Source organism: Bradyrhizobium sp. CCGUVB4N, assembly GCF_024199945.1.
Lineage (GTDB): Bacteria > Pseudomonadota > Alphaproteobacteria > Rhizobiales > Xanthobacteraceae > Bradyrhizobium.
This window is the reverse complement of sequence record NZ_JANADP010000001.1, coordinates 4077518-4102047: the sequence shown is the minus strand read 5'-3', so window position 1 is coordinate 4102047 and position 24530 is coordinate 4077518. Positions and strand designations below refer to the sequence as shown.

Below are 24530 nucleotides of genomic sequence, written 5' to 3'. Positions count from 1 at the left end.
CCGGCTCATATAGGGCAACTGTGTCGAAAAAGCCCGAAAAGTCTCCCTGAAACGTAAATATCAGAAAGCTTCAGAAATGAGCCAACCCCTTATCAGGACACCACTCCCACCCCAGTGCGATGAATCCCGTCGAGGACTCGCGAGTGCCGGGGGACGTGGTGAGGACGGGGAAAGATTGTTTCAAAGCGACCCGCCGCCTGCGGGCCGCGCTGCTGACATCGTCGGCGCTGGCCTTGGCGTGGACGCTGCCGGCCACCCCTGCCCGCGCGCAGGATGCGACCTGGCTCGCCTCGCCCGGCAGCAACAAATATGACCGCGGCGCCAACTGGAGCTCCGGCACGGTGCCATCGGGCACCGCCTTCTTCGGCGCGTCGAGCACCACCAGCATCTCGATTCCATCCAATGACGGAGCCAACACGACGAATACCGGCGGCTGGACGTTCAACGTCGGGGCGGGAAATTACACCTTCGCCAACGGCCAGATCCTGAATTTCAACGGCGCCGGCATCGTCATCAATGGCGGCAGCGCCACCATCAACGCCATCGACGGAAGCATCAATTTCCTCAATGCCAGCTCGGCCGGCGGCGCCACCATCAACAACGACAATGCCACCAGCGCGGTGAATTTCTATAACACCAGCACGGCGGGCACCTCGACCATCACGACCTATGGCAGCGTGAATTTCTACGACGCCAGCACGGCTGGCAGCGCCCACATCACGGTCAATTACAATGGCGATGATGGAGGGTGGCTGTTCTTCAACAACACGAGCTCGGCGGGCAGCGCCACCATCGCCAACAACATGCACCTGTCCTTCAAGGACAGCAGTACAGCGGGCAGCGCGACCATCACCAACAACGGTGGCATGAATTTTTCCGGCGCCAGCACGGCTGGTAACGCGACCATCATCAACAACACGAACAGCCATCTGAGTTTCTCCGGCACCAGCACGGCCGGCAACGCTGCCATCATCAACACTGCCGGCACCGTCGATTTTTCCGCGTCAACGGGCCCTGCCGGAGACGGCAAGCTCAGCGCCGGCTCGATTGCGGGCGCGGGCAATTTCTTTCTGGGCGCACGCGAGCTCACCGTCGGCGGCAACAATCTGAGCACCGAGGTGAGCGGGGTGATCAGCGACTGCGGCACCAGCCCGACCTGCTCCGCCGCGGGCGCGACCGGCGGGTCGCTGGTGAAGATCGGCACCGGCACGCTGACGCTGTCCGGCGCGAACACCTACACCGGCGGCACCACGATCAATGGCGGCACGTTACAGCTCGGCACGGCCGCCCGCACCGGCGCGATCCTGGGCACGGTCGGAATCGGCGCCGGCGCCACGCTCGACGTCGTCAACGCCGACACCAGCGGCATCACCGGCATCTCCAGCGAAGGGGCCGTGATCTTCCGCAACACAAGCAGCGCCGGCAGCACCACGATCACCACCACGGGACACGGCACCATCGACTTCTACGACCAGAGCACGGCCGGAAGCGCCACGATCATCAACAGCGCCAGCGATGTCAACTACGGCGTCACTTTCCACAACACGAGTTCGGCCGGAACCGCAAACCTCAGCAACGATGTCTACGGCACGTTCTATTTCCGCGACGCCAGCACAGCAGCAAACGCAACCATCAACAACGCCAACAACAGGACGACGGCGTTCTACGACACCAGCACGGCAGGTCACGCGACCATCAACAACACCGGCTTGACATACTTCTACGGCACGAGCTCGGCCGGCAGTGCCACCATCACCAATTCCAGCACCGGCCAGGTCATCTTCCAGGACTCGAGCACGGCCGCAAACGCCATCATCGGCGGCGGCAGCAGCTATACATTCATAGGTTTTTACAATACGAGCTCGGCCGGCAGCGCCACCATCACGGCCAACGGCCAATTGTCTTTCCGCGACAACACGACGGCTGGCGGCGCGACCATCACCGTCAACAGCTTGGGCTACGCGTATTTCCTGAGCACCGCGACGGCCGGCACCGCAACCATCACCAACGATGGATCGCTTTCTTTCGGCGGATCGAGCACCGCCGGCCATGCGGTCATCACGAGCAGCAACTCAATCGACTTCCGTCAAAACAGCACGGCCGGAAGCGCTGTCATCACCAACAATGGCAGCTTGAACTTCGGAAGCTCGAGCACCGCGGCCAGCGCAACCATCACCAACAACCTGGCAGCGTCGTTCTACGGTGCCAGCACGGCCGGCAGCGCGACCATCAACAACACCTATAATCTGACATTCAACGAAACCAGCACCGCCGGCAACGCCGTCATCACCAATAATGCCGGCGGCCCCATCAACCCCAACGGAATGACCTGGTTCCGGGACAATGCCACCGCCGGCAATGCGCAGTTGATCAACAACGGGGCCAACACCTTCTTCGATTTCTCCGGTAGCTCCGGCCCGAACGGCGACAACAAGCTCAGCGCCGGCTCGATCGCCGGCGACGGCACCTTCTATCTCGGCGCGATCGAGCTGACGGTCGGCGGCAACAATCTGTCGACCACCGTCAGCGGCGTGATTGCCGACGGCGGTTATAGCGGCGCCACGGGCGGGTCGCTGGTGAAGACCGGCACCGGCACGCTGACGCTCACGGGCAGCAACACCTATACCGGCGGCACCATTTTCGCCGGCGGCGCCGTCAGCGTCGCGTCCGAGGACAATCTCGGCGACCTCGCGGGCGGCCTGACCTTCAAGGGCGGCACGCTGCAGATCACGGGCACCGCCTTCAACACCACCGCACGCACCATCAGTCTGGGTGCCGGCGGCGGCACCTTCGACATTGCGGATGCAGCCAACAATTTCGTCGTGAACCAGAATCTCGGCGGCACCACGCTGACCAAGGCCGGCGCCGGTACGCTCACCTTGACCGGCGCAGAGAGTTTTTCCGGCGCGACGGTCTCCGCCGGCACGCTGGTATTCAGCGCCAACGCCACAGCCGGCAGCGCCGTCATCACCAACAGCGGCAATGTGCTGTTCGAAGGCAATTCCACGCCCGGCAACGCGCAATTGTTCAACGCCTCGGCTGGCTCCGTCTTCGACCTCTCGATGACGTCAGGCCCCAGCGGCGACAACAAGCTCACTGCCGGCTCTTTCGCCGGCGCAGGGACGTTCTATCTCGGCGCCAACCAGCTCACGGTCGGCAGCGACAATCTATCGACCAACGTCACCGGCGTGCTCGCCGACGGCGGATCGGGCGGTGGCGCGGGCGCCGCGCTGGTCAAGGTCGGCACCGGCACGCTGACGCTGGCGGGCATCAACACCTATACGGGCGCGACCACGGTCGACGGCGGCACGCTCGCGGTCAACGGCTCGATCGCGTCTTCCAGCAGTCTCATCGTGAACAGCGGCGGCACGCTCGGCGGCACCGGCATCGTCGGCAACACGACGATCGCGAGCGGCGGCACGCTCGCGCCCGGCAACTCCATCGGCACCCTCACCGTCAGCGGCAATCTGGCGTTCACAGCCGGCAGCTTCTACAAGGTGGAAGTCTCGACGTCCGCGGCCGACCGCACCAACGTCACGGGCACCGCAACGCTCACCGGCGCGACCGTGCACGCGGTGGCTCTAGCAGGCAGCTTCCGCAGCCAGACCTATACCATCCTCACCGCAGGCAGCGGGCTGGTCGGCACCTTTGCCGGCATCACGGGCAGCACCTTCGCGCCCGGTGCCCGCAACCCGCATCTCACCTACGACCGCGACAACGTCTATCTCGTGCTCGATCCCGGCACGATCGTGCTGCCGGCGGGCACCGGCGCCAACCCGACCAATGTTGCCGACGCCATCAACAGGGCGGTCGCGGGCGGAGCGACACCACCGGCCGGCTTCGATGCGCTGCTCAACATGGGCAATCCGCAGCTCAACCACGCGCTCGGCCAGGTCTCGGGCCAGCCCGGCGCCGCCGGCACGCAAGCGGCGTTCGACGCCACGCAGCAGTTCGTGAACATGCTCGATCCGCTTGGCGGCGGCACCGACGGCGAGCGCGGCGCGGCCGGTGACGGCGGGACGCTGGGCTACGCCGCCACCAGCCCGCGCGACGCCAGGGTGCGCGAGGCCTATGCCGCGGTGACGCCGCGCGAGGCGAGCGCAGATGTCATCGACCGCCGCTGGGGCGTGTGGGCCTCCGGCTATGGCGGCGCCAGCACGCTGAACGGCAACGCGGCATCAGGGTCGAGCACCACCACCAGCCGCATCTACGGCACCGTGGTCGGCGCCGATTATCGCGTCTCTCCAAACACGCTGCTCGGCCTCGCGCTCGGCGGCGCCGGCTACAATTTTTCGCTGTCCGACAACCTCGGCAGCGGCCGCGCCGATCTGTTCCAGGCCGGCCTCTATGCCCGCCACAGTTTCGGCCCGGCCTACATTTCCGCGGCCTTCGCCTATGGCTGGCAGGACGTCACCACCGATCGCACCGTGACGGTGTCAGGCACGGACAAGCTCACCGCGAACTTCAAGGCGAGCACCTTCTCAGGCCGCCTCGAAACCGGCTGGCGCTTCGCACCGATCCCCGCCTCCAGCTTTGGCGTCACGCCCTACGCGGCGGTGCAGGCGACAACCTTCCATCTCCCCGGCTACGGCGAGACCGCGCTCGTCGGCAGCAACCAGTTCGCACTGTCCTACACCTCGCAGGACACCACCAATGTCCGCACCGAACTCGGCGCCCGCACCGACCAGCGTATCCTGGTCAACGACGGCGTGCTCACGCTACGCGGCCGCCTCGCCTGGGCCCACGACACCAACACCAACCGCTTCGTCAATGCAGCCTTCCAGACGCTGCCCGGCGCCGCCTTCACCGTCGGCGGCGCGCAGCCGGCTGCGGACTCCGCGCTGGTCGGCAGCCGCGCCGAGATGAAATGGCGCAATGGCCTGTCGCTCGCAGGCATGGTCGAGGGCGAGTTCTCGCAGAGCACGCAGACCTACACCGGCAAGGGCATGGTGCGTTATGAGTGGTAGACGGCACATCGGCTTCGCCGCGATCGTATTGATGGCTGCATTGCTGGCCACGCCGGCCCTCGCTCAAAGCATCACCGTTCCGGCCGGCAACACCAACACGATGTCCGGGCCGATCGGCGGCGCCGGCGATATCGTGCTCGATGGCGGCGGCACGCTGGTGCTGTCCGGCGCCAATACCTACACCGGCGGCACAACGATCTGCGGCACCGCCTGCGGGGTCGCCGGCGGCAGCAGCGTGCTGCAAATCGGCGTCGATACGGTGGGTACGCCTGGCGCGATCACCTCGTCGGCGATCGGCACGGGCACGCTGACCTTCGACGGCGGCACGCTGCAGGCCGGCGGCAACTACACCATCGCCAATGCCACGCAGATCAACGCGACCGGCGCCACGATCGATTCCAACGGATACACCCTCACCTATTCCGGCAACATCGCCGACGCGGCAGGACAATCGGGCAGCCTGCTGCTCAAGACCACCAACGGGAACGTGATCCTGTCCGGCACCAACACCTATTCCGGCGGCACCACGATAGTCGGCGCCATCAACTTTGCCAGCGGCAAGGTGGTGGTGGCCAACGGCAGCGCGTTCGGCACCGGTACGGTCACCTTGCAAAACGTCTGGATCCAGACCAGCGGCACAAGCGACGTGACCTTCGCCAACAATTTCAAAATCGATCAGTCCACCAGCGGCAGCCTCCTCGACGCCAAAGGCAAGACGTTGACGATCTCCGGCAACATCACCGACGGCACCGGCGCCGGCAAGCTGATAATCGCGGATACTTCGTTCAATTTCAGCCAAGTGGTGTTCCTCGGTGCCAACACCTACACAGGTGGCACCACAATCAGCCTCGGGAACCTGGTGCTTGGCGATGCCACCCACACCGCGTCCATCACCGGCCAGGTCACCAACAACGCCTACTTCTATATCCGCAACGCCGATACCTCGGCGATCACGGCTCTGGCCAATAACGGCGACACGGAGTTCTCCGGCACGACGACCGCGGGCACGATGACCATCACCAACAAGGGTGGTGTCTCCTTCCTTAACGCGAGCAGCGCCGGGAACGCCACGATCAACAACTATTTCAGCAACGCGACCAACGATAATTATACTGGCAGCGTGACCTTCGGCACGTTCGGGGGCACCGATACCAGCAGCGCCGGCAACGCCAAGATCAACAACATCCATGGATACACCGCGTTTAACGCGGCGACCAATGCCGGGACTGCCACCATCATCAACACCTTCAGTGGCAACACCGTGTTTAATGATCAGTCGTCGGCGGCCGGAGCGACGATCACGAACAGTGATTATGGCACGACCTGGTTTCAGTTCTCTTCGACTGCAGGCAACGCCGTCATCACCAACACTTCCGGCGGCTCGACAAGCTTCTACAACAATGCAACCGGCGGCAACGCGCAATTCATCGCCGACGGCACCGGCTATGTCGACTTCAGCCAGAGCGGCGGCACGAACGGCGACGGCCGGATCACGGCCGGCTCGATCGCCGGCTCCGGCTTCTACTACATCGGGGGCGGCAACACGCTAGTGGTCGGCAGCAACAGCCTCTCGACGACGGTCAGCGGCGTGATCGCCAATCTCAATCCCGACCCATCGTGCGGCTGCGGCGCGGCGGGTCCGGCCAATCTGGAGAAGACTGGCAGCGGCACGCTGACGCTGTCCGGCGCCAACACCTATACCGGCACCACCGTCGTGAACGGTGGCATGCTCCAGGTCGACGGCTCGATCGCATCCTCGAGCCAGACCACGGTGAACGCCGGCGGTGCACTCTCCGGCACAGGCACCGTCGGCAATACGTTGATCGCCAGCGGCGGCATCCTGCTCGCCGGCAACGGCACGCCGGGCTCACGGTTGACAGTCGCGGGCAATCTCGCCTTCCAGTCGGGCGCGTTGTATCTCGTGACGGTCAACACGAACGCGGCGACGTCGGTCAACGTCTCCGGCACGGCATCGCTCAACGGCGGCGTCGGTGTGAGTGTGGCGCCCGGCAGCACGGTTCAAAAGCAATATACCATCGTATCGGCGAGCGGCGGCCGAACCGGGACATTCACCAGCCTCGCGGCAACAGGCGTACCGGCCGGTTGGGCTGCGAGCCTCAGCTATGATGCCACCCATGCCTATCTGAATTTCGCGCTCGACTATGGCATCCGGACCGACCTCAACACCAACCAGAAGACGATCGCGACCACGCTGCAAAACTTCTTCGACGCCAATGGCGGCATCAACGCCGCCTTTGTCGCGCGCTCCACAGGCAGCCTGACCCAACTCTCGGGCCAGGGCGCGACGGGATCGCAGCAGACCACGTTCGGCGCCATGAGCCAGTTCATGGGATTGCTGACCGATCCGTACACAGCCGGGCGCGATGGCGGCACCGGCGGCGCCAGCGCGGTGCCGTTCGCCGAGGAAAGCGCCTCGCTCGCAGACGCAGCGCGCAGCGGCGATGCGCGTGATGCCTTGGCCAGCATGCCGCGCAAGGCCCCGGAGCAGCCTGCCTTCGATCAGCGCTGGAACGTCTGGGCTGCGGCCTATGGCGGCTCGCAGAGCACCAGCGGCAATGCAGTGCTGGGCTCGAACAACACGACGAGCAGCCTCTACGGCACCGCTGTCGGCGCCGACTATCGCGTCTCGCCGAACACCATCGCCGGCTTCGCGCTCGCCGGGGGCGGCACCAGCTTCAACGTGAGCGGGCTCGGCGGGGGCCGCTCGGATCTATTCCAGGCCGGCGCCTTCCTGCGCCACAATGTGGACGCGGCCTACATCACCGGCGCGCTCGCCTATGGCTGGCAGGATGTCACCACCGATCGCACCGTGACGGCCGCCGGCATCGATCGCCTGCGCGCCGAGTTCAACACCAATGCGTGGAGCGGTCGCATCGAGGGCGGTTATCGCTTCATCGCACCCTGGACCAGTGGCGTTGGCCTCACGCCCTATGCTGCAGGCCAGGTCACGAGGTTCGACCTGCCCGCGTATGCGGAATCCGTCGTCTCCGGAAACAACACGTTCGCCCTCGCCTACGCGGCCAAGAGCGTGACCGACACGCGCAGTGAGCTTGGCTTGCGCACCGACAAATCCTTCGCCATGGCGGACGGCATCCTCACGCTGCGCGGCCGCGCTGCCTGGGCGCACGATTTCAATCCGGATCGCACCGTCGCCGCGACGTTCCAGGCGCTGCCCGGCGCGAGCTTCGTCGTCGGCGGTGCACGACCGGCAGCCGACTCCGCCCTCACCACCGCCTCCGCGGAGATGAAATGGCTCAACGGCTGGTCAGCGGCTGCAAGCTTCGAGGGCGAGTTCTCCAGCGTCACGCGCTCCTACGCCGGCAAGGGCATGGTGCGTTACGCGTGGTAGGAAGGCATTGTTCGGAGCCTTTTTGCTTAGATCCGGAGAACGTAATAGCGTGAGTGGGCCTCGCCGCCCGGGTCTTATGAGACCGCGGGCTGGAAGCCCACCTTGGATTGCTGAGGAACGTCAGGCGCCGGCGAGCTCGGCGCGGCGAAGACTGACCTGGACGCCGACCTGGTTGATCGCATGAGCAATCGGCGGCGACGATTTCGCAACGGCGACCGTCACACTGTCCATCATGTCGAAGCGTCGCAGCAGTCCTGCAGCGATCGTCTCGCCGAGCGCTTCGAGGGTCTGGAATTTGCCGGACCCTGCAATCTGCACGGCCTCGTCGACGACGGCGTCATACCGCACCGACGAATCCAGATCGTCGCTAAGGTGGGTCCGGACCTCCTGCAGATCGGCAAAAATATCAAAACTGAATTTTTGTCCGAGCTTTCGCTCTTCCTCGAACAGACCGTGATAGCCGTAAGTCTGAAGTCCGGTGATTTTGATTGACGTCAGCATGGGCAGCTCCAGATGAAGCATTTTGATCGGGGTTGCCCCCAATCGCCCAGGCGAGCGGCAGATGCCCCGCGCTTCCCGATGGTGCTCCATCCGATGTCGCCAGTCACGCGAGGTCTTCAGCGTTATCAGCTTTCCGCAATGCCGACAATGAACATCATCGTGCTGGGCTCGGCAGGCGGCAGGATATTGTTCTGCTCCTGTTTTGCCCGACGTGTCAAATGACCGGCAACTCGCACGCCGCGGTTCTACTGTGCATGGGGTTGTTTTGCGGAATCGCGTTGCGCAGCGGTCGCCGCAACGCCTAGCGCCCGGTCTTCACCTTGGTCCAGAGCCGGTTGATGATCCGCTGGGTGGCGGGATCGCGGGCGGTGATGACGAACAGCTTTGCGAGCGTGGCGTCGTCCGGATAGATGTTCTTGTCACCCAGGATCTTCGGGTCGACCAGCTTCTGGCTGGCGAGGTTGCCGTTGGCGTAGGACAGGAAGTCCGAGTTCTTGGCAGCGACGTCGGGCCGGTAGAGATAGTTGATCAGCTCGTAGGCTTCCTTGACGTTCTTGGCATCCGCGGGGATCGCGAGATTGTCGAAGAACATCTGCGCGCCCTCCTTCGGGATCGCGTAGCCGATCTCGATGCCAGTCTTGGCTTCGGCTGCACGCGCGCGGGCCTGCATGATGTCGCCGGACCAGCCGACCACGAAGCAGATCTCGCCGGTCGCGAGCGCGCTCAGATATTCGGAGGAGTGGAACTTGCGCACGAAGGGTCTGACCTTTGCGACGACATCGGCGGCCTTCTCGAGATCGGCCTGTTTGGTCGAGTTCGGATCGAGCCCGAGATAGTTCAGCGCCGCCGGAAAGATGTCGTCGGCGGAGTCGAGCATGTGGACGCCGCAGTCTTTGAATTTTGCCAGGTTCTCCGGCTTGAAGACGATGTCCCAGCTGTCGATCTTCGCGTCGGGTCCGAGGATCTGCTTCAGCTTGGCGACGTTGTAGCCGATGCCCGTCGTGCCCCACATGTAGTTCGCGGCAAAGTCGTTGCCGGGATCGTAGGTCGAAAGATTCTTGGTCACCATCGGCCAGGCATGGCTAAGGTTCGGCAGCTTCGACTTGTCGAGCTTCTGGAAGATGTTCGCCTTGATCTGGCGCTGCAGGAAATAGGCGGTGGGCACCACGACGTCATAGCCGGACTTGCCGGCCATCAGCCGCGTCTCCAGCGTCTCGTTGGCATCAAAGGTGTCGTAGACCACCTTGATGCCGGTCTCCTTGGTGAAGGCCTCGAGGACGTCGGGCGCCATGTAGTTCGACCAGTTGTAGAAGTTGACGACGCGCTCCTCGGCCCCTGCGGGAGGCGACATCAACGTCAGCGCTGCGGCGATTGCAAAACCAAGGCAAAGCCTGGAGCGGCTGACGTTCGTCATCTCAGGTTGACCTCTTGCGTCCGCGGATCGCGTCCGACAGCCGCTCCAGCGCGGTGTCGAGCGTCTGGTCCTTCTTGGCGAAGCAGAAGCGGACCACCGAGGTCACCGGGTCCTGCTCGTAGAACGCCGAGACCGGGATCGCCGCGACCTTGTAGTCCTTCACGATGCGCCAGCAGAACTCGGCATCGCTCTCGTTGAGCCCGAGCGGCGACAGGTCGACGGTGAGGAAGTAGGTGCCCTGCGACTTCAGCACAGGGAAGCCGAGGCTCTCCAGCCCCTTGGTCAGGCGGTCCCTGCTCCGGGTCAGATCCTTCCGCATCGACAGGAAGTACTCGTCCGGCTTGCCGAGGCCGTAGGCAACGGCGGCCTGCAGGTTCGGCGCGGTAGTGAAGGTCAGGAACTGGTGCACCTTGGCCGCGACGCGCAACAGCGGCGGCGCGGCGCAGACGAAGCCGATCTTCCAACCGGTCAGCGAGAAGATCTTGCCGGCCGAGCCGACCTTGATGGTGCGGTCGCGCATGCCGGGGATAGTGATCAGCGGGATGTGCTTGTGCTCGTCGAAGGTGACGTGCTCCCAGACCTCGTCGCAGATCGCGATGACGTCGAACTCCTGGCAGTAGCGCGCCAGCAGCTCAAGGTCCTCGCGCGGATAGACCACCGCGGACGGATTCAGAGGATTGTTGAACAGCACCGCCTTGGTCTTTGAATTGAAGACGCTTTTCAGCATGTCCTCATTCAGCCGCCAATGCGGAGGCTCAAGACGTACGAGCCGCGGAATGCCGCCGGCCTGGCGGATGATCGGCAGATAGGAATCATAGACCGGCTGGAAGCAGACGACCTCGTCGCCCGGCTGCACCACCGACAGGATCGCCGAGGTCAGCGCCTCGGTACCGCCGGAGGTCACCATCACCTCGCTCATCGGATCGAGCTTGAGGCCGTGCCAGTGGCCGTAATGGGTCGCGATCGCCTGGCGCAGTTCCGGGATGCCCATCATCGACGGATACTGGTTGTAGCCGTTGAGCGAGGCGTCGGCGGCGGCGCGGCGGATGTCCTCGGGGCCGGGATCGTCAGGGAAGCCCTGGCCGAGATTGATGGCGTTGTTGTCGCGCGCGGCCTGCGACATCGCCTCGAAGATGGTGACGGGAAGGTCGGCGAAGACCTTGTTCAGCGAGGAGCTCTTGGTCGTCATCGCCGGGCTAGCCACCGACCTTGCTGGGAAGACCCGCCGCCTTCCAGCCGAGCATGCCGCCGGCCAGATGCTTGTTGTAAGGCAGGCCGGCCTCTTGCGCCGCGAGCGAGGCGGTCACCGAGCGCTTGCCCGAACGGCAGGCGAACACGACCTCCTTGCCTTGCGGATCCGGGATCGCCTTGGGATCGAAGGTCGAGAGCGGCACGACCACGCCGTAAGGGTAGGCCTCGGCCTCGACCTCGTTCGGCTCACGGACGTCGACGAGCAGATAGCGGCCCTCCGCGACACCCTCGGACACTTCCTCGGGGGTCAGATCCTGTACTTGATTTGCCACATCATCCTCCAACGTCGCAGGGCGCGCCCGCCGGGGCGATCCCGGCCGGCGGCAACCTCGCCTCTCGGCATGCGAAAATCAAGCGCTACAAAGGCTTGAGCTGCCTTGCGCAAGTTAAAGCTAAATCGCAGCGACTTGAAGTGCGCTTTGAATCCGGCGCTAGATCGTCACCTGCGTACCGACCTCGACCACGCGGCCAGAGGGGATCTGGAAATAGTCGGTGGCGTCGTTGGCGGAGCGGCTGAGCGAGATGAACAGCCTATCCTGCCAGCGCGGCATCCCCGAATGGGCGGCGGGCTTGAGCGCCCTCCGCGACAGGAAGAACGAGGTCGACATGATGTCGAACTGCCAGCCGAGCTTGCGGGCGATCGCCAGCGCCTTCGGCACGTTGGGCGATTCCATGAAGCCGAACTTCAGCGTCACCTTGGAGAAGGTCGGTGAGATCTGCTCCAGCTTCACCCGCTCGGCCGGATCGATCCGCGGGGTCTGCGCGGTCTCGATGGTGAGAATGACATTCTTCTCGTGAAGCACTTTGTAGTGTTTCAGACTATGCATCAGCGCCGTCGGCGCGCTCAGGGGATCGCTGGTCAGGAACACGGCCGTGCCGGGCACCCGCTGCGGCGGTCGCTTCTCCAGCATCGCCACGAGGTCGGCCAGCGGGAATTCCAGCTTGCGCGACTTCTCGAACAGCAGCCGGCTGCCGCGCCGCCATGTGTACATCATGATGATCATGAGCGAGCCGAGTGCGAGCGGCACCCAGCCGCCCTCAAACACCTTGAGCAAATTGGCGGCGAGGAAGGTCAGGTCGAGGAACAGGAACGGCGCGATCAGGGCGGCGGCCCACAGCGGCGACCACTTCCAGGCCTTCCAGATCACGACAAAACCCATCAAGCCGGTGACGACCATCGTGCCGGTCACGGCGATGCCGTAGGCCGAGGCGAGCGCGCTGGAGGAGCGGAACAGCAGCACCATCATAATCACCGCGACCAGCAGCAGCTGGTTGATGCGCGGGATGAAGATCTGGCCGGAATGGGCTTCAGAGGTATGGCGAATTTCGAATCGGGGCAGCAGCCCGAGCTGGATCGCCTGGCGCGTCAGCGAATAGGCGCCGGTGATGACGGCCTGGCTCGCGATCACGGTGGCGGCCGTGGCCAGCACGACCATGCAGCCGCGGAAGATGCCTTGCGGGAACAGCTGGAAGAACGGGCTCTCGATCGCTCCGGGGTCGCCGAGCACGAGAGCGCCCTGCCCCAGATAGTTCAGCGCCAGCGACGGCAGCACGATGAACAGCCAGGCGGTCTGGATCGGCCGCTTGCCGAAATGGCCGAGGTCGGCATAGAGCGCCTCGGCGCCCGTCACGGCCAGGAACACGGCACCCAGCGTCACGAAGCCGATGATGCCGTGATGGAACATGAAGGACACGGCGTAGAACGGGTTCAGCGCCAGCAGCACCTGCGGCTGCGCGATGATCGGATGGATCGCGGCGATCGCAATCACCGCAAACCAGACGCACATCACGGGTCCGAAGAACGCCGCAACGCGGGCGGTGCCGCGCGACTGCACGGCAAACAGGAACACCAGGATCACCACCGTCAGCGGAACGATGTAGGGCTCGAACCGCAGCGTGACGTCCTTCATACCCTCCAGGGCCGACAGCACCGAGACTGCCGGCGTGATCACGGCGTCGCCGTAGAACAGGGCGCCGGAGATGATGCCGAGCAAGACGATGGTCGCCCCGCCGGTGCCGACCGCGCGCTGGGCCAGCGCCATCAGGGCCAGCGTGCCGCCCTCGCCGTTGTTGTCGGCGCGGAGCAGGATGACGACGTATTTGAGCGTCACCACGACGATCAGCGCCCACAGGATCAGCGACACCACGCCGAGAACGGCCGCCGGCGTCGGCGCGCCTTCCGCGCCTGACGCCGCCATCACCGCCTCGCGGAACGCGTAGAGCGGGCTGGTGCCGATGTCGCCATAGACCACGCCGATGCTGCCGAGCGTCAGCGCGCCGAAGCCGGCGGTGGTGTGGGCATCGCCATGCCCATTGGCCGCCGCCGTTTCCGGGGCGGGAACTGCTACGTCACTTGTCATGGGAGAGCCTAGTGGCCTCAAAATGCTTCACTGCACAACGGCGGAAGAGAGCGCGCGGCTTATAGTCCTGCGCTGCCGGCATAGCCTAGCCCGATTCTGGGCCCTTGGCATGCAAAATCCGCATAGGTCCGTCAATTGCGTCCCGATGGAGGTTTCAGATGGTGACTTGGGTTCCGACTTCAACCACCCGCCCCGTCGGAATCTGGAAATAGTCGGTGGCGTCATTGGCCGAGCGGCTGAGCGCGATGAACAGGTGGTCTTGCCAGAGCGGCATGCCCGACTGCGCCGACGCCTTCAGCGAGCGCCGCGACACGAAGAACGACGTCGACATGATGTCGAACTGCCAGCCCTGCTTGCGCGCGATCGCGAGCGCTTTGGGCACGTTCGGCTGCTCCATGTAGCCAAAGCGCAAGCGGACCTTGGAGAACTTCTCGCTGATCTTCTCCATCTTGAAGCGCTCGGAGAGATCGACCCGCGGCGTGTGCGCGGTCTCGATGGTCAGGATCACGTTGTGCTCGTGCAGCACCTTGTTGTGCTTGAGATTGTGCAACAGGGCGGTCGGCACGAAGGCGGGATCGCTGGTCAAGAACACCGCCGTGCCCTTGACGATGTGCGGCGGCCGCTTCTCCAGGCTGCGGATCAGATCGTCGAGCGGCACCTCGATCCGGCGCGTCTTCTGGATCAGGATCCCCGAGCCCCGCCTCCAGGTCCAGATCGTCCCCGCCATCGCCGCGCCGAACAGCAGCGGCACCCAGGCGCCTTCGAGCAGCTTCAGCAAATTGGCACTGAAGAAGGTCATGTCGACCATGACGAAGGGCAGGATCACGACCGCCGCGGTAGCAGCCTTCCAGTTCCACAATTTCCAGATCACCACGAAGCCCATGATGCCGTCGGCGACCATGGTGGTGGAGACCGCAATGCCGTAGGCCGAAGCCAGATTGCTGGGCGTGTGGAACAACAGCACCAGCAGCATCACGCCGATCAGCAGCAGCCGGTTGACACGCGGCAGATAAATCTGGCCGGCGTGGGTTTCGGAGGTGTAGCGCACCTCGAAACGCGGCAAGAGGCCGAGCTGCACCGCCTGATAGACCAGCGAATAGGCGCCGGTAATCACCGCCTGGCTGGCGATGACGGTCGCGGCCGTTGCAAGACCGACCAGCGGCAGCACGAAGTGCTCGGGCACCATGCGATAGAAGGAGTGCTCGATCGCGCTTGGATCGGACAGCACCAGCGCCCCCTGCCCGAAATAATTGATCAGCAGCGCCGGCAGCACGAAGAACATCCAGGCCGACTGGATCGGCTTACGGCCGAAATGGCCGAGGTCGGCATACAGCGCCTCGCCGCCGGTCACGGCGAGGAAGACTGCGCCGAGCGTTACCAGGCCGATCGTGCCGTGCGAGAGCAGGAATTGGAACGCATAGTAGGGATTGATCGCGGCCAGCACCGACGGATCGTCGGCGATGTGAATGGCGCCCAGCACCGCCAGAACCGTGAACCAGACCACCATCACCGGCCCGAAGGCCGAGGCCACCAGCGCGGTCCCCTTGCTCTGGACCGCGAACAGCAGCACCAGGATCAGCACCGTCAGCGGCACGACATAATGCTCGAATGCCGGCGTCGCGAGCTTGAGGCCGTCGACCGCCGACAGCACCGAGATCGCCGGCGTGATCATGGAATCGCCGATGAACATCGACGCGCCGACCACACCGAGCGCGAGCAGAAACCAGCTCCGCCGCCCCAGCGCGCGTTGGCCGAGCGCCATCAGCGAGAGCGTGCCGCCCTCGCCGTTGTTGTCGGCACGCAGCAGCAGCAGCACGTATTTGGCGGTGACGACGATCAGCAGCGCCCACAGGATCAGCGAGAGCACGCCGAGCACCATGATTCGCGTCACCGGCTCGCCATGGGCCGCGCCCCTGACCGCCTCGTGGAACGCGTAAAGCGGCGAGGTGCCGATGTCGCCGAAAACGACACCGATGCTCCCGAGCGTGAGGGACCAAAAACCGGAGGTGACCGGCCCATCCTGGGTCTCAGTCGATGTGATGCTCGCCGTCATGAAGGTGGAAAACGCTTCGTCCCTGGAATTGATCCGGCGCCTTTTGACGCTTCCGGCGCGCCTGTCAATCGGCCCTCCACCATAGCAGGCGCTGCGCGAGATGCTGTGACGGCGCGGCCACGTTCGTCGCCTTCGCGGCGAATAGCCTCAGGTAAAATGGTAGCGCAAGGGATTTAGGGCTTCAAGTTCGGCGGCAGCGGCGGATCTTCACGCATCAGGGTGATCGTGACGCGGCGGTTCGCGGCGAGCGACGGATCATCCGGGAATAGCGGCTGCGTGTCCGCCTTGCCGGAGACGGCGAAGATGTGGGACGGCGGCAAGCCCTCGCGCTCGAGGATCTGGCGCACGGCATTGGCGCGGTCGGCCGAGAGGTCGAAGGCGCCGTAATCGCTGCGGGTCGGGACGAAGCCGGCCGCGGTGTGGCCGGCGATGGAGACGCGCAGCGGGGTTGCTTTCAGCGGGATCGCGAGCTTCTCGATCAGGCGGCGGGTGCGGTCGTAGGGCACCTTGGAGCCGTCCGCGAACATCGAGCGGCCGTCCTGGTCGACGATCTCGAGATTGAGGCCCTGCTTGGTCTCCTCGAACATGATGTGCTTGGACATCTCGGTCAGTTCGGGCATGTCCTGCAACGCCTGGCGCAGCGAGGCAGCGGCGAGCGCGAAGTTGCGGTCGACCTTGATCTTGGCGCCGGACGTCTTGTCGCGATCCTCCTGGTCCGGCGTCGGCGTGTTGGAGGACTCCTCGGGCTGGATGTGGTCGACGTTCTTCAGCCGCGCGCGGGTCGGCAGGCCGTCGGATTCGATGATACCGGCGTAGCGCGCTTCGCTCTGGACGCCGAAGGCCTCGCGCATGGAGCCTGCGACGATCTTCAGCTTGTTGGCGTCCTGTGTGGAGAACGCGACCAGCATCACGAAGAACGCCAGCAGCAAGGCCATCAGGTCCGCGAACGTCACGAACCAGCCATGGCCGCCGTGTGCTTCCTCGCGCTTTTTCTTTGCCATCGGTCAGATCCCCGGCGTCCGGCGGCGTTACGCCGGAACCGGCTCGCCTTCGGCGTGGCGGTGCTTCTCGGGCAGATAGGCCAGCAGCATTTCGCGCACCAAAGTCGGGCTCTTGGAGTCGCGGATCATGAGGATGCCGTCGATGATCAGCGTGCGATTGGTTTCCTCGTCGATCAGCTTGCCGTGCAGCTTGTCGGCGATCGGCAGGCAGAGCAGGTTCGCGACCAACGCACCGTAGAGAGTTGCCAGCAGAGCGGTCGCCATGAACGGGCCGAGCTTCGAGGGATCCGACATGTTCGAGAACATCTGCACCATGCCGATCAGCGTTCCGATCATGCCGAACGCGGGGGCGCAATCGCCGACGGCGCGGTAGATCTTGCTGCCTTCGTTGAGGTGCAAAAGGAAATTGTCGCGGTCGCGTTCCAGATTGTCCCTGATGAAATCGAGGTCGTAGCCGTCGGCGACGTAGCGGATGCCCTTGGCGAGGAAGGGCTCGTCGGTCTCGACCTTTTCCAGGCCGACCGGACCCTGCTTGCGGGCGATCTCGGCGATGCGGGCGAGCTCATCGACCAGGTCGTGCGCCGACAGCCGGCTCATCGTGAACGCGAACTTCATGCCGAGCGGCAGGCCGTGCGCCAGCGCCGAGAGCGGAAAGCGGATCATGGTCGCTGCGGCCGAGCCGCCGAAGATGATGATCGCAGCATGGTCGCTCATGAACATGCCGAGGTCGCCGCCCAGAAACACCATCGTGGCGATAACGACCAAACCGGCCACAAGACCGGCGCCCGTCATGATATCCATGGGAGTCTCCAAAGCGAACGCAACAACGGCCATCCTGGCCGGTGGCGCGGTCCAACCCCGAACCGCATCGAAAACCCTAGAGCGCCGCCCTTAAAGCCGCGTAAAGGTTAAGTTCAGCCGATGCGACGGAGCGGCGCGACGCGCTGAACAAACGGCGGCTTTGCCGTTCCGCGACATCAATCTCAACGCTTTGCTAACCATAAATGAGGCGGGTCAGGACGACAGTCCCGTCAGCTCCCGGCTGAGCGCGCGCAAGCGACTGCGCGCATCGGCATCATAGGCCTGCGGATTGGCACGCGCCTCGTTCATGCCGTTGAAGAACAGGCCGCTCTTGCCCGCGATATCGTCGCCCTGGACGAGACGCAGGATCGCAGCACCACCCTGCTCCACCGTCGATATCGGCGTGATGCCGCCGGCACGCACCATCGTCGTGTTCATGTAGGTCGCCGGATGCAACGAATTCACGGTGATACCGGCGTCCCTGAGCTCGGCCGCGAGATCGATCGTGAACATGATCTGCGACAGCTTGCTCTGCGCATAGGCGCGCGAGCCGCTGTAGCCTTTCGTGATCATGACGTCGCCGAAGTCGATCGGATGCTGGCCGAGCGAGGCGACATTGACGATGCGCGACGGCGCGGCGGCCTTCAGCAACGGCAGCAGCAGATGGGCCAGCAGGAAGCCCGAGAGATAATTCACGGCAAAGCGCAATTCGTGACCGTCGCGGCTCTCCTGGCGCTGCGGCCCGTCGCTCTGCGAGCCGATGCCGGCATTGCTGACGAAAACATCGAGGCGTTGATGATCCCGCGTCACGGCCGCGGCGAGCTCGCGCGTGCCAGCCATCGACGACAGATCCGCCTGATAGAAAGTCGGCGCCGTATGCCCGGCCTTCACGATCTCGTCGATCAGCGCTTCTGCCCGCACCGCGTCGCGACCATGGATCAGAACATGCGCACCCTCGGCGGCAAGGCGGTTCGCGACATAGCGCCCGACACCATCGGTCGAGCCCGTGATCAGAACCGTCTTGCCGCGCATGTCCATGGAGCTAGCCCGAGATTAGTGGATCTCCGCCGAGCGCTTCAGCGCGGCCTTGAGCTTCTCCAGCGAGAAGTCCGGGCTGCGCGCGATCTCGAGGATCGGCGTCTCGCGGCGGCCGCAGAGCTCGGCGGCCTCGGGGAGCTTCGCGGCGATGTCGAACGGGATCACGATGGCGCCATGCTGGTCGGCGTGGATCAGATCGTCCGACTTCACGGTCATGCCGGCGACGCGTACCTCGCCGCCAAAGCTCTCGGCATGCACCCATGCATGCGACGGGCCGATCGAGCCGGCCAGCGCCTGGAAGCCCGGGGCCCATTGCGGAATGTCGCGGATCGAGCCGTCGGTGATGACGCCGAGGCAACCGAGCGCCTTGTGCACGTTGCTCTGCACTTCGCCCCAGAACGCACCGTAGCCGACGTCGGGACCGTCGATGTCCTGGATCACCGAAATGCGCGGACCGTGGCCGGTGCCGACATATTCGTAATATTCGATACGGCGCTTCGACTGTTCTTCGGCCGGCAGCGACGATTTCAACACCGAGCGGATCGCGACGGTGCGGGCGTAGCCGACGATCGGCGGCAGATCCGGGAACGGGCAGACCAGCTGCTTGGTGGTGTAGCCGATCAGGCGGCGCTCGGGCGCCACGATCTCCATGGCGTTGCAGATCGTCGGCGTGTCATAGCGGCCCAGCGCCTCGAGGACGGAAGCGGGCAGCGGCCCGGTCGCAGAATTCGTCACGGCGTTATCTCCCAGATTGGCGGCCGCTGTTGGCGCGGTGCCGCCGGCACAGGGCGATATAGCCGAGATCGGGCCTCAACCCAACTCAGGCGCTCTCATGGCAGATATCCGCGTGCGATCGCTCAGTGCAGCCGTCCGGGCCGGTCGTCGTCATGCGGTGGTTCGGACAGGCTGGCCATTGTCGGCGCCGACGGCGGCGACGAGACCTCGCCGCCCGCAGGCGCCACGGCTTCCGTCGCGCGGGCCTGATCGCGGTAGGATTTGTAGCCGAGCGGCAGGCCGAGCAGATAGAGCACCGTGCCCGCCGTGAGCACGTGCCAGGGATAGGCAATCAAGATCGCGATGAAGACGATCACCGCGACGAACGCAGGCAGCACGAGCTCAGGCGGCACGCGCATCCGCTTGGTCTTGCCGGAGAACACCGGCAGTCGCGAGACCATCAGGAAGGCGATCAGGAGCGTATAGGCGGCGGTCAATGCCGCGGGCGCGCGGCCAAGCTCGAGGAAGGCCACGTAGATCGGCAGCAGCACCGTGATTGCGCCGGCCGGCGCGGGCACGCCGGTGAAGAAATTGGCGGCGAAAGCCGGCTTGTTCGGATCGTCCATGGTGGCGTTGAAGCGCGCGAGCCGCAGGCCGCCGGAGATCGCAAACACCATGGCGGCGATCCAGCCGGCATTGCCGAGCTCGTGCAGCTGCCAGAAGTACAGCATCAGGCCGGGCGCGACGCCGAAATTGACGAAATCGGCGAGACTGTCGAGCTCGGCGCCGAATTTCGACTGGCCCTTGATCAGGCGCGCGACGCGGCCGTCGATGCCGTCGAGCGCGGCCGCGAACACGATGGCGTAGACGGCGAGCGATATCCGCCCCTCGATCGAGAGCCGGATCGAGGTCAGGCCGGCGCAGATCGCCAGCAACGTGATGACGTTGGGCACCAGCATCCGCACCGGGATCGGGCGGAACCGCCGGCGGCGAACATCGGGATCTCTGTAGTCGTAGGGCGTCATTGGCGCGTCCTCACCTGCAGGCGAGATATAGCAAGCCGTGCTCCCTTCCGCCATTGCGGCGGAAGGCCCCCGACAGCGGCCCGATGGTTAATTGGCGCGATAGGCGCGGCCGGGGTCGTCGCCGGTCAGATCGGCCAGGATGGTCTCGCCGGCGATCGCGGTCTGCCCTTCCGAGACCAGCGCCTTGGTGCCGACCGGCAGGTAGACGTCGAGCCGCGAGCCGAACCGGATCAGGCCGAACCGCTCACCAGCGCCGATCGCCTGCCCTTCCTTGACGAAGCAGACGATGCGTTTTGCGACCAGGCCCGCGATCTGGATCACGCCGATGCGGCCCTGCGGCGTCGAGATGACAAGCGAATTGCGCTCATTGTCCTCGCTCGCCTTGTCGAGCTCGGCATTGATGAACAGGCCGGGCCGATAGGCGATGCGATCCACCCTGCCCGCTACGGGCGCGCGGTTCACATGGCAGTTGAACACGCTCATGAACACCGAAATGCGCGGCAGCGGCCGGTCGCCGAGCCCGAGCTCGGCCGGCGGTAGCGCCATGGTGATCATCGAGACGCGGCCGTCGGCGGGCGACACCACGAGCCCGTCGCGCACCGGCGTCACGCGCACGGGATCACGGAAGAACAGCGCGCACCACACGGTGATGATGGTGCCGATCCACCCCAGCGGCGACCACAGCCAGAACAGGACGAGGCTTGCCAGCGCAAAGCCGCCGATGAAGGGATAGCCCTCCTTGTGGATCGGCGGGATCTGACGCTGGATCGAATCGAGAATGGACATCGCTATCTGCCGCTCAGGGGTTGATGGCGCGGGTCGTCTCGCGCGGTGGGCCTGTTTAGGCCAGAGTTGGGACCGGAGACAAGCTCACTCCGCGGCCGCTTGCGCCGTGAGGGCGTCCTCGACCGGCGGCGGCTCCCGGTTGGGCGCCTCGCTGCTGTCGGCCATCCGGGCCAGTTTCTCGCGTGCGGCCTCGGCCTCACGCTGCCTGTTCCACATGCTGGCGTAAAGACCGCCCTGTGCGAGCAGGCTGGCATGGGTGCCGCGCTCGGCGATGCGGCCCTGGTCCAGCACGATGATCTCGTCGGCACCGACAATGGTCGAGAGCCGGTGGGCGATCACCAGCGAGGTGCGGTTCTTCGCCACGCGGTCGAGCGCGCCCTGGATCTCGTGCTCGGTATGGGTGTCGAGCGCCGAGGTCGCCTCGTCCAGAACCAGGATCGGCGGCGCCTTCAGCACTGTGCGCGCGATTGCGACGCGCTGCTTTTCGCCGCCGGACAGTTTCAGGCCGCGCTCGCCGACCTGGGTCTCGTAGCCCATCGGGGCCAGGCGGATGAAATGGTCGATCTGCGCCAGCCGCGCCGCCTCCTCGACCTCCTCGTCGCTGGCGTCCCAGCGGCCGTAGCGGATGTTGTAGCGGATGGTGTCGTTGAATAGCACCGTGTCCTGCGGCACCATGCCGATCGAGGCGCGCAAGCTCGCCTGCGTGACCTCGCGGATGTCCTGGCCGTCGATCAAGATCTTGCCGCCGGAGACGTCGTAGAGGCGGAACAGCAGCCGCGAGATGGTCGACTTGCCGGCACCTGACGGGCCGACGATCGCCACCGTCTTGCCGGCCGGCACCTCGAAGCTGATGCCTTTCAGGATCGGCCGCGTCGGCTCATAGGCAAAGCGGACGTCCTCGAAGCGCACGGTACCGGCGGAGACGGTCAGCGGCTGCGCGCCGGGTTCATCCTTGATCTCGGCCTCGCGACCGATCACGCCGAACATCTTCTCGATGTCGATGATCGCCTGCTTGATCTCGCGATAGACCATGCCCATGAAGTTCAGGGGCTGGTAGAGCTGGATCATCATCGCATTGACCAGCACGAAATCGCCGACCGTGTTGGTGCCGTTGCGCACGCCGATCGCGCACATCAGCATGGTTGCGGTCAGGCCCAGCGTGAAGATCACCGCCTGGCCGGTGTTGAGCACCGCGAGTGAGGTGTAGGTGTGGATGCTCGCTTCCTCGTAGCGCGCGACCGACTTATCGTAGCGCTGCGCTTCGCGGGCCTCGGCGCTGAAATATTTGACCGTCTCGTAGTTGAGCAGCGAGTCGATCGCCTTGGTGTTCGCCTCGGTGTCTGAATCGTTCATCTTGCGGCGGATGCCGATCCGCCACTCGGTCGCGATGTAGGTGTAGTACATGTAGACCGTGACGGTGATCAGCGTCGCGGCCACATAGCGCCAGTCGAACTGCCAGAGCAGCACGGCCATCAAGAGCGTGACTTCGACGATGGTCGGGATCAGCTGCAGGATCACCATGCGCACGATGACCTCGATGCCCTCGCGGCCGCGCTCGAGCACGCGCGTCAGGCCGCCGGTCTTGCGCTCGAGATGAAAGCGGAGCGACAGCTCGTGCATGTGGACGAAGGTGATGGTGGCGAGCTTGCGCACCGCGTGCATGGCGACGCGCGCAAAGATGCCGTCGCGCCATTGCGTCAGCACCGCCATCACGATGCGCATAACGCCGTAGCTCGCGGTCAGGAGCAGCGGCGACGCGACCACCCAGAGATGCCAGTTGGCTGCCTGCACCGGCGCGGTGTTGGCGCCGGTGAGCGCGTCGGTTGCCCATTTGAAGCTGAACGGCACCGTCAGCGTGATCAGCTTGGCGGCGAGCAGCAGTACCATCGACCAGACTACGCGCATCTTCAGGTCGTAACGGTCGCCCGGCCAGATATAGGGCCACAGATGCGCCAGCGTGCCCATCAGGGTGGCCCGCTCCAGCGGTCCGCCGGCAGGCTCGGGTACATCGGGGACGTCTGGCAGAGGTGGGCTCATCAAGAAACCTGGAGGCCGCCGGATGCGGGCGCGCTGCGATTAACTGTTTTCGCTCGTCATATAGAAGCTTCCGGGGGCCAGCGCACCCCGCCAGATGGCGAATCCTCGATTGTTTGTCGCCATTTACCGGTAGATTTCCGGGTGTCCCGAATCACCGATTGGACTTGACGCCCCTTCGCTGCAATGCATCATGGTACCAATGAGCACGATCAAAACCGTCTGTGTCTATTGCGGCTCCGGTCCCGGAACCAATCCCCACTTCACCGAAGGCGCCAAGGCGTTCGGCAAGGCGCTCGCCGAGAACAACATCCGCCTGGTCTATGGCGGCGGCTCGCTCGGCCTGATGGGCTCGGTCGCGACCTCCGTGCTCGATCACGGCGGCACCGTCACCGGCATCATTCCCGAGTTCCTGCGGAAGCGCGAGAACGCGCTGACCCGCGTGCAGGAAATGATCGTCACCCCCGACATGCACGAGCGCAAGCGGCTGATGTTCGAGCGCTCCGACGCCTTCGTGGCGCTGCCGGGCGGCGTCGGCACGCTGGAGGAGCTGGTCGAGCAATTGACCTGGAAGCAACTTGGCCGTCACGCCAAGCCGGTGCTGCTCGCCAACATCGACAATTTCTGGGAGCCGTTGTTCTCGCTGCTGTCGCATATGCGCCAGACCGAGTTCATCCGCGCCGGCCTTTCGGTCGACATCCTCAAGGCCGATCGCGTCGAGGACATCTTGCCGAAGCTGAAATCCGCCGTGGCCCAGATCGCCGAGACGGAAAAGCAGCTCGCACCCGACGTGGCGCGCAAGCTGTAACGCCCTATTCGCTCGGAAACGTCACCGCTTCGATCCGGTTACCATCAGGGTCGACGACAAAGGCCGCGTAGTAACGCACGCGGTCGTGCGGACGGATGCCGGGCGCGCCATCGGATGCGCCGCCGGTCGCAAGCGCGGCAGCGTGGAATGCATCGACCTCGGCCGTTGTCTTCGCCCGCAGGCAGATGTGCACGCCGCTCTCCGGGGCTACATGCGGCATCGCCTCGCGCAGATTGATCCAGAACTCCGGATAGGTCTTGCCGAAGCCGACCGTGCGCGGCCGCGTGACGAGGCGCGTGAGCCCGAGGGCGGCGAGCGTGGCCTCGTAGAACTTTGCGGAGCGTTCGAGCTCGCTGACGCCGACGGAGATGTGGTCGATCATTGCCCTGCTCCCTCCTCACCCTCCA

16 protein-coding genes, 1 pseudogene and 1 riboswitch are annotated in these 24530 nt (G+C 64.8%); of the genes and pseudogenes, 3 read left to right on the top strand and 14 right to left on the bottom strand.

The window, feature by feature from the left end:
- Positions 1 to 158 precede the first annotated feature (158 nt).
- Both NLM31_RS18425 and NLM31_RS18420 read left to right on the top strand, forming a co-directional pair.
- Positions 159 to 4967 carry an autotransporter domain-containing protein gene (locus NLM31_RS18425; RefSeq protein ID WP_254193170.1) on the top strand — a complete coding sequence of 1603 codons (4809 nt, stop codon included), beginning with the start codon at positions 159 to 161 and terminating at the stop codon, positions 4965 to 4967.
- Positions 4968 to 4998: 31 nt separating this feature from the next.
- Positions 4999 to 8337 (top strand): autotransporter domain-containing protein, encoded by a 3339-nt coding sequence (locus tag NLM31_RS18420; protein WP_254193169.1) that lies wholly within the window; start codon positions 4999 to 5001, stop codon positions 8335 to 8337.
- 120 nt (positions 8338 to 8457) lie between these two features.
- Here NLM31_RS18420 and folB read toward each other — a convergent pair whose 3' ends face one another.
- From folB to NLM31_RS18355, 13 genes and pseudogenes are all read right to left on the bottom strand, one after another.
- Positions 8458 to 8838 (bottom strand): dihydroneopterin aldolase, encoded by a 381-nt coding sequence (gene folB, locus NLM31_RS18415; protein ID WP_254193168.1) that lies wholly within the window; start codon positions 8836 to 8838, stop codon positions 8458 to 8460.
- Positions 8839 to 8875: 37 nt separating this feature from the next.
- Positions 8876 to 8955: riboswitch (ZMP/ZTP riboswitch) on the bottom strand.
- A gap of 184 nt (positions 8956 to 9139) precedes the next feature.
- The gene (locus tag NLM31_RS18410; protein ID WP_254193167.1) at positions 9140 to 10252 is read right to left on the bottom strand and encodes a polyamine ABC transporter substrate-binding protein; all 1113 of its coding nucleotides are present in this window, start codon (positions 10250 to 10252) and stop codon (positions 9140 to 9142) included.
- Position 10253: 1 nt separating this feature from the next.
- The gene (locus NLM31_RS18405) at positions 10254 to 11441 is read right to left on the bottom strand and encodes an aminotransferase (protein ID WP_254193166.1); all 1188 of its coding nucleotides are present in this window, start codon (positions 11439 to 11441) and stop codon (positions 10254 to 10256) included.
- Between the two features lie 7 nt (positions 11442 to 11448).
- A complete protein-coding gene (locus NLM31_RS18400) occupies positions 11449 to 11775 on the bottom strand; it encodes a rhodanese-like domain-containing protein (RefSeq protein WP_254193165.1) in 327 nt (108 codons plus the stop codon).
- Positions 11776 to 11934: 159 nt separating this feature from the next.
- A complete protein-coding gene (locus tag NLM31_RS18395; RefSeq protein ID WP_254193164.1) occupies positions 11935 to 13863 on the bottom strand; it encodes a potassium transporter Kup in 1929 nt (642 codons plus the stop codon).
- A 154-nt stretch (positions 13864 to 14017) separates the two neighbouring features.
- Positions 14018 to 15916 (bottom strand): potassium transporter Kup, encoded by a 1899-nt coding sequence (locus tag NLM31_RS18390; protein WP_254193163.1) that lies wholly within the window; start codon positions 15914 to 15916, stop codon positions 14018 to 14020.
- Between the two features lie 173 nt (positions 15917 to 16089).
- On the bottom strand, positions 16090 to 16917 hold the full coding sequence (locus tag NLM31_RS18385; RefSeq protein ID WP_148771358.1) for a flagellar motor protein MotB: 828 nt from the start codon (positions 16915 to 16917) through the stop codon (positions 16090 to 16092).
- A gap of 27 nt (positions 16918 to 16944) precedes the next feature.
- The gene (locus NLM31_RS18380) at positions 16945 to 17718 is read right to left on the bottom strand and encodes a motility protein A (protein ID WP_254130711.1); all 774 of its coding nucleotides are present in this window, start codon (positions 17716 to 17718) and stop codon (positions 16945 to 16947) included.
- Between the two features lie 213 nt (positions 17719 to 17931).
- A complete protein-coding gene (locus NLM31_RS18375; RefSeq protein ID WP_254193162.1) occupies positions 17932 to 18756 on the bottom strand; it encodes an SDR family NAD(P)-dependent oxidoreductase in 825 nt (274 codons plus the stop codon).
- Between the two features lie 15 nt (positions 18757 to 18771).
- Entirely contained in the window at positions 18772 to 19491 is a 720-nt protein-coding gene (locus NLM31_RS18370) for an RraA family protein (protein ID WP_254193161.1), read from the bottom strand.
- 122 nt (positions 19492 to 19613) lie between these two features.
- Entirely contained in the window at positions 19614 to 20495 is an 882-nt protein-coding gene (gene pssA, locus NLM31_RS18365; protein ID WP_254130709.1) for a CDP-diacylglycerol--serine O-phosphatidyltransferase, read from the bottom strand.
- An 87-nt stretch (positions 20496 to 20582) separates the two neighbouring features.
- A pseudogene (locus NLM31_RS18360) lies at positions 20583 to 21308 on the bottom strand (phosphatidylserine decarboxylase); the annotation flags it as partial.
- A gap of 57 nt (positions 21309 to 21365) precedes the next feature.
- Positions 21366 to 23318 carry an ABC transporter ATP-binding protein/permease gene (locus tag NLM31_RS18355; protein ID WP_254130707.1) on the bottom strand — a complete coding sequence of 651 codons (1953 nt, stop codon included), beginning with the start codon at positions 23316 to 23318 and terminating at the stop codon, positions 21366 to 21368.
- Between the two features lie 199 nt (positions 23319 to 23517).
- Here NLM31_RS18355 and NLM31_RS18350 point away from each other — a divergent pair, with 199 nt between their 5' ends.
- Positions 23518 to 24123: a TIGR00730 family Rossman fold protein gene (locus tag NLM31_RS18350; protein ID WP_254130706.1), complete on the top strand. Its 606-nt coding sequence runs from the start codon at positions 23518 to 23520 to the stop codon at positions 24121 to 24123.
- A 4-nt stretch (positions 24124 to 24127) separates the two neighbouring features.
- Here the strand turns inward: NLM31_RS18350 and NLM31_RS18345 are convergent, their stop codons facing one another.
- Positions 24128 to 24505 (bottom strand): VOC family protein, encoded by a 378-nt coding sequence (locus NLM31_RS18345; RefSeq protein WP_254193160.1) that lies wholly within the window; start codon positions 24503 to 24505, stop codon positions 24128 to 24130.
- Positions 24506 to 24530 lie beyond the last annotated feature (25 nt).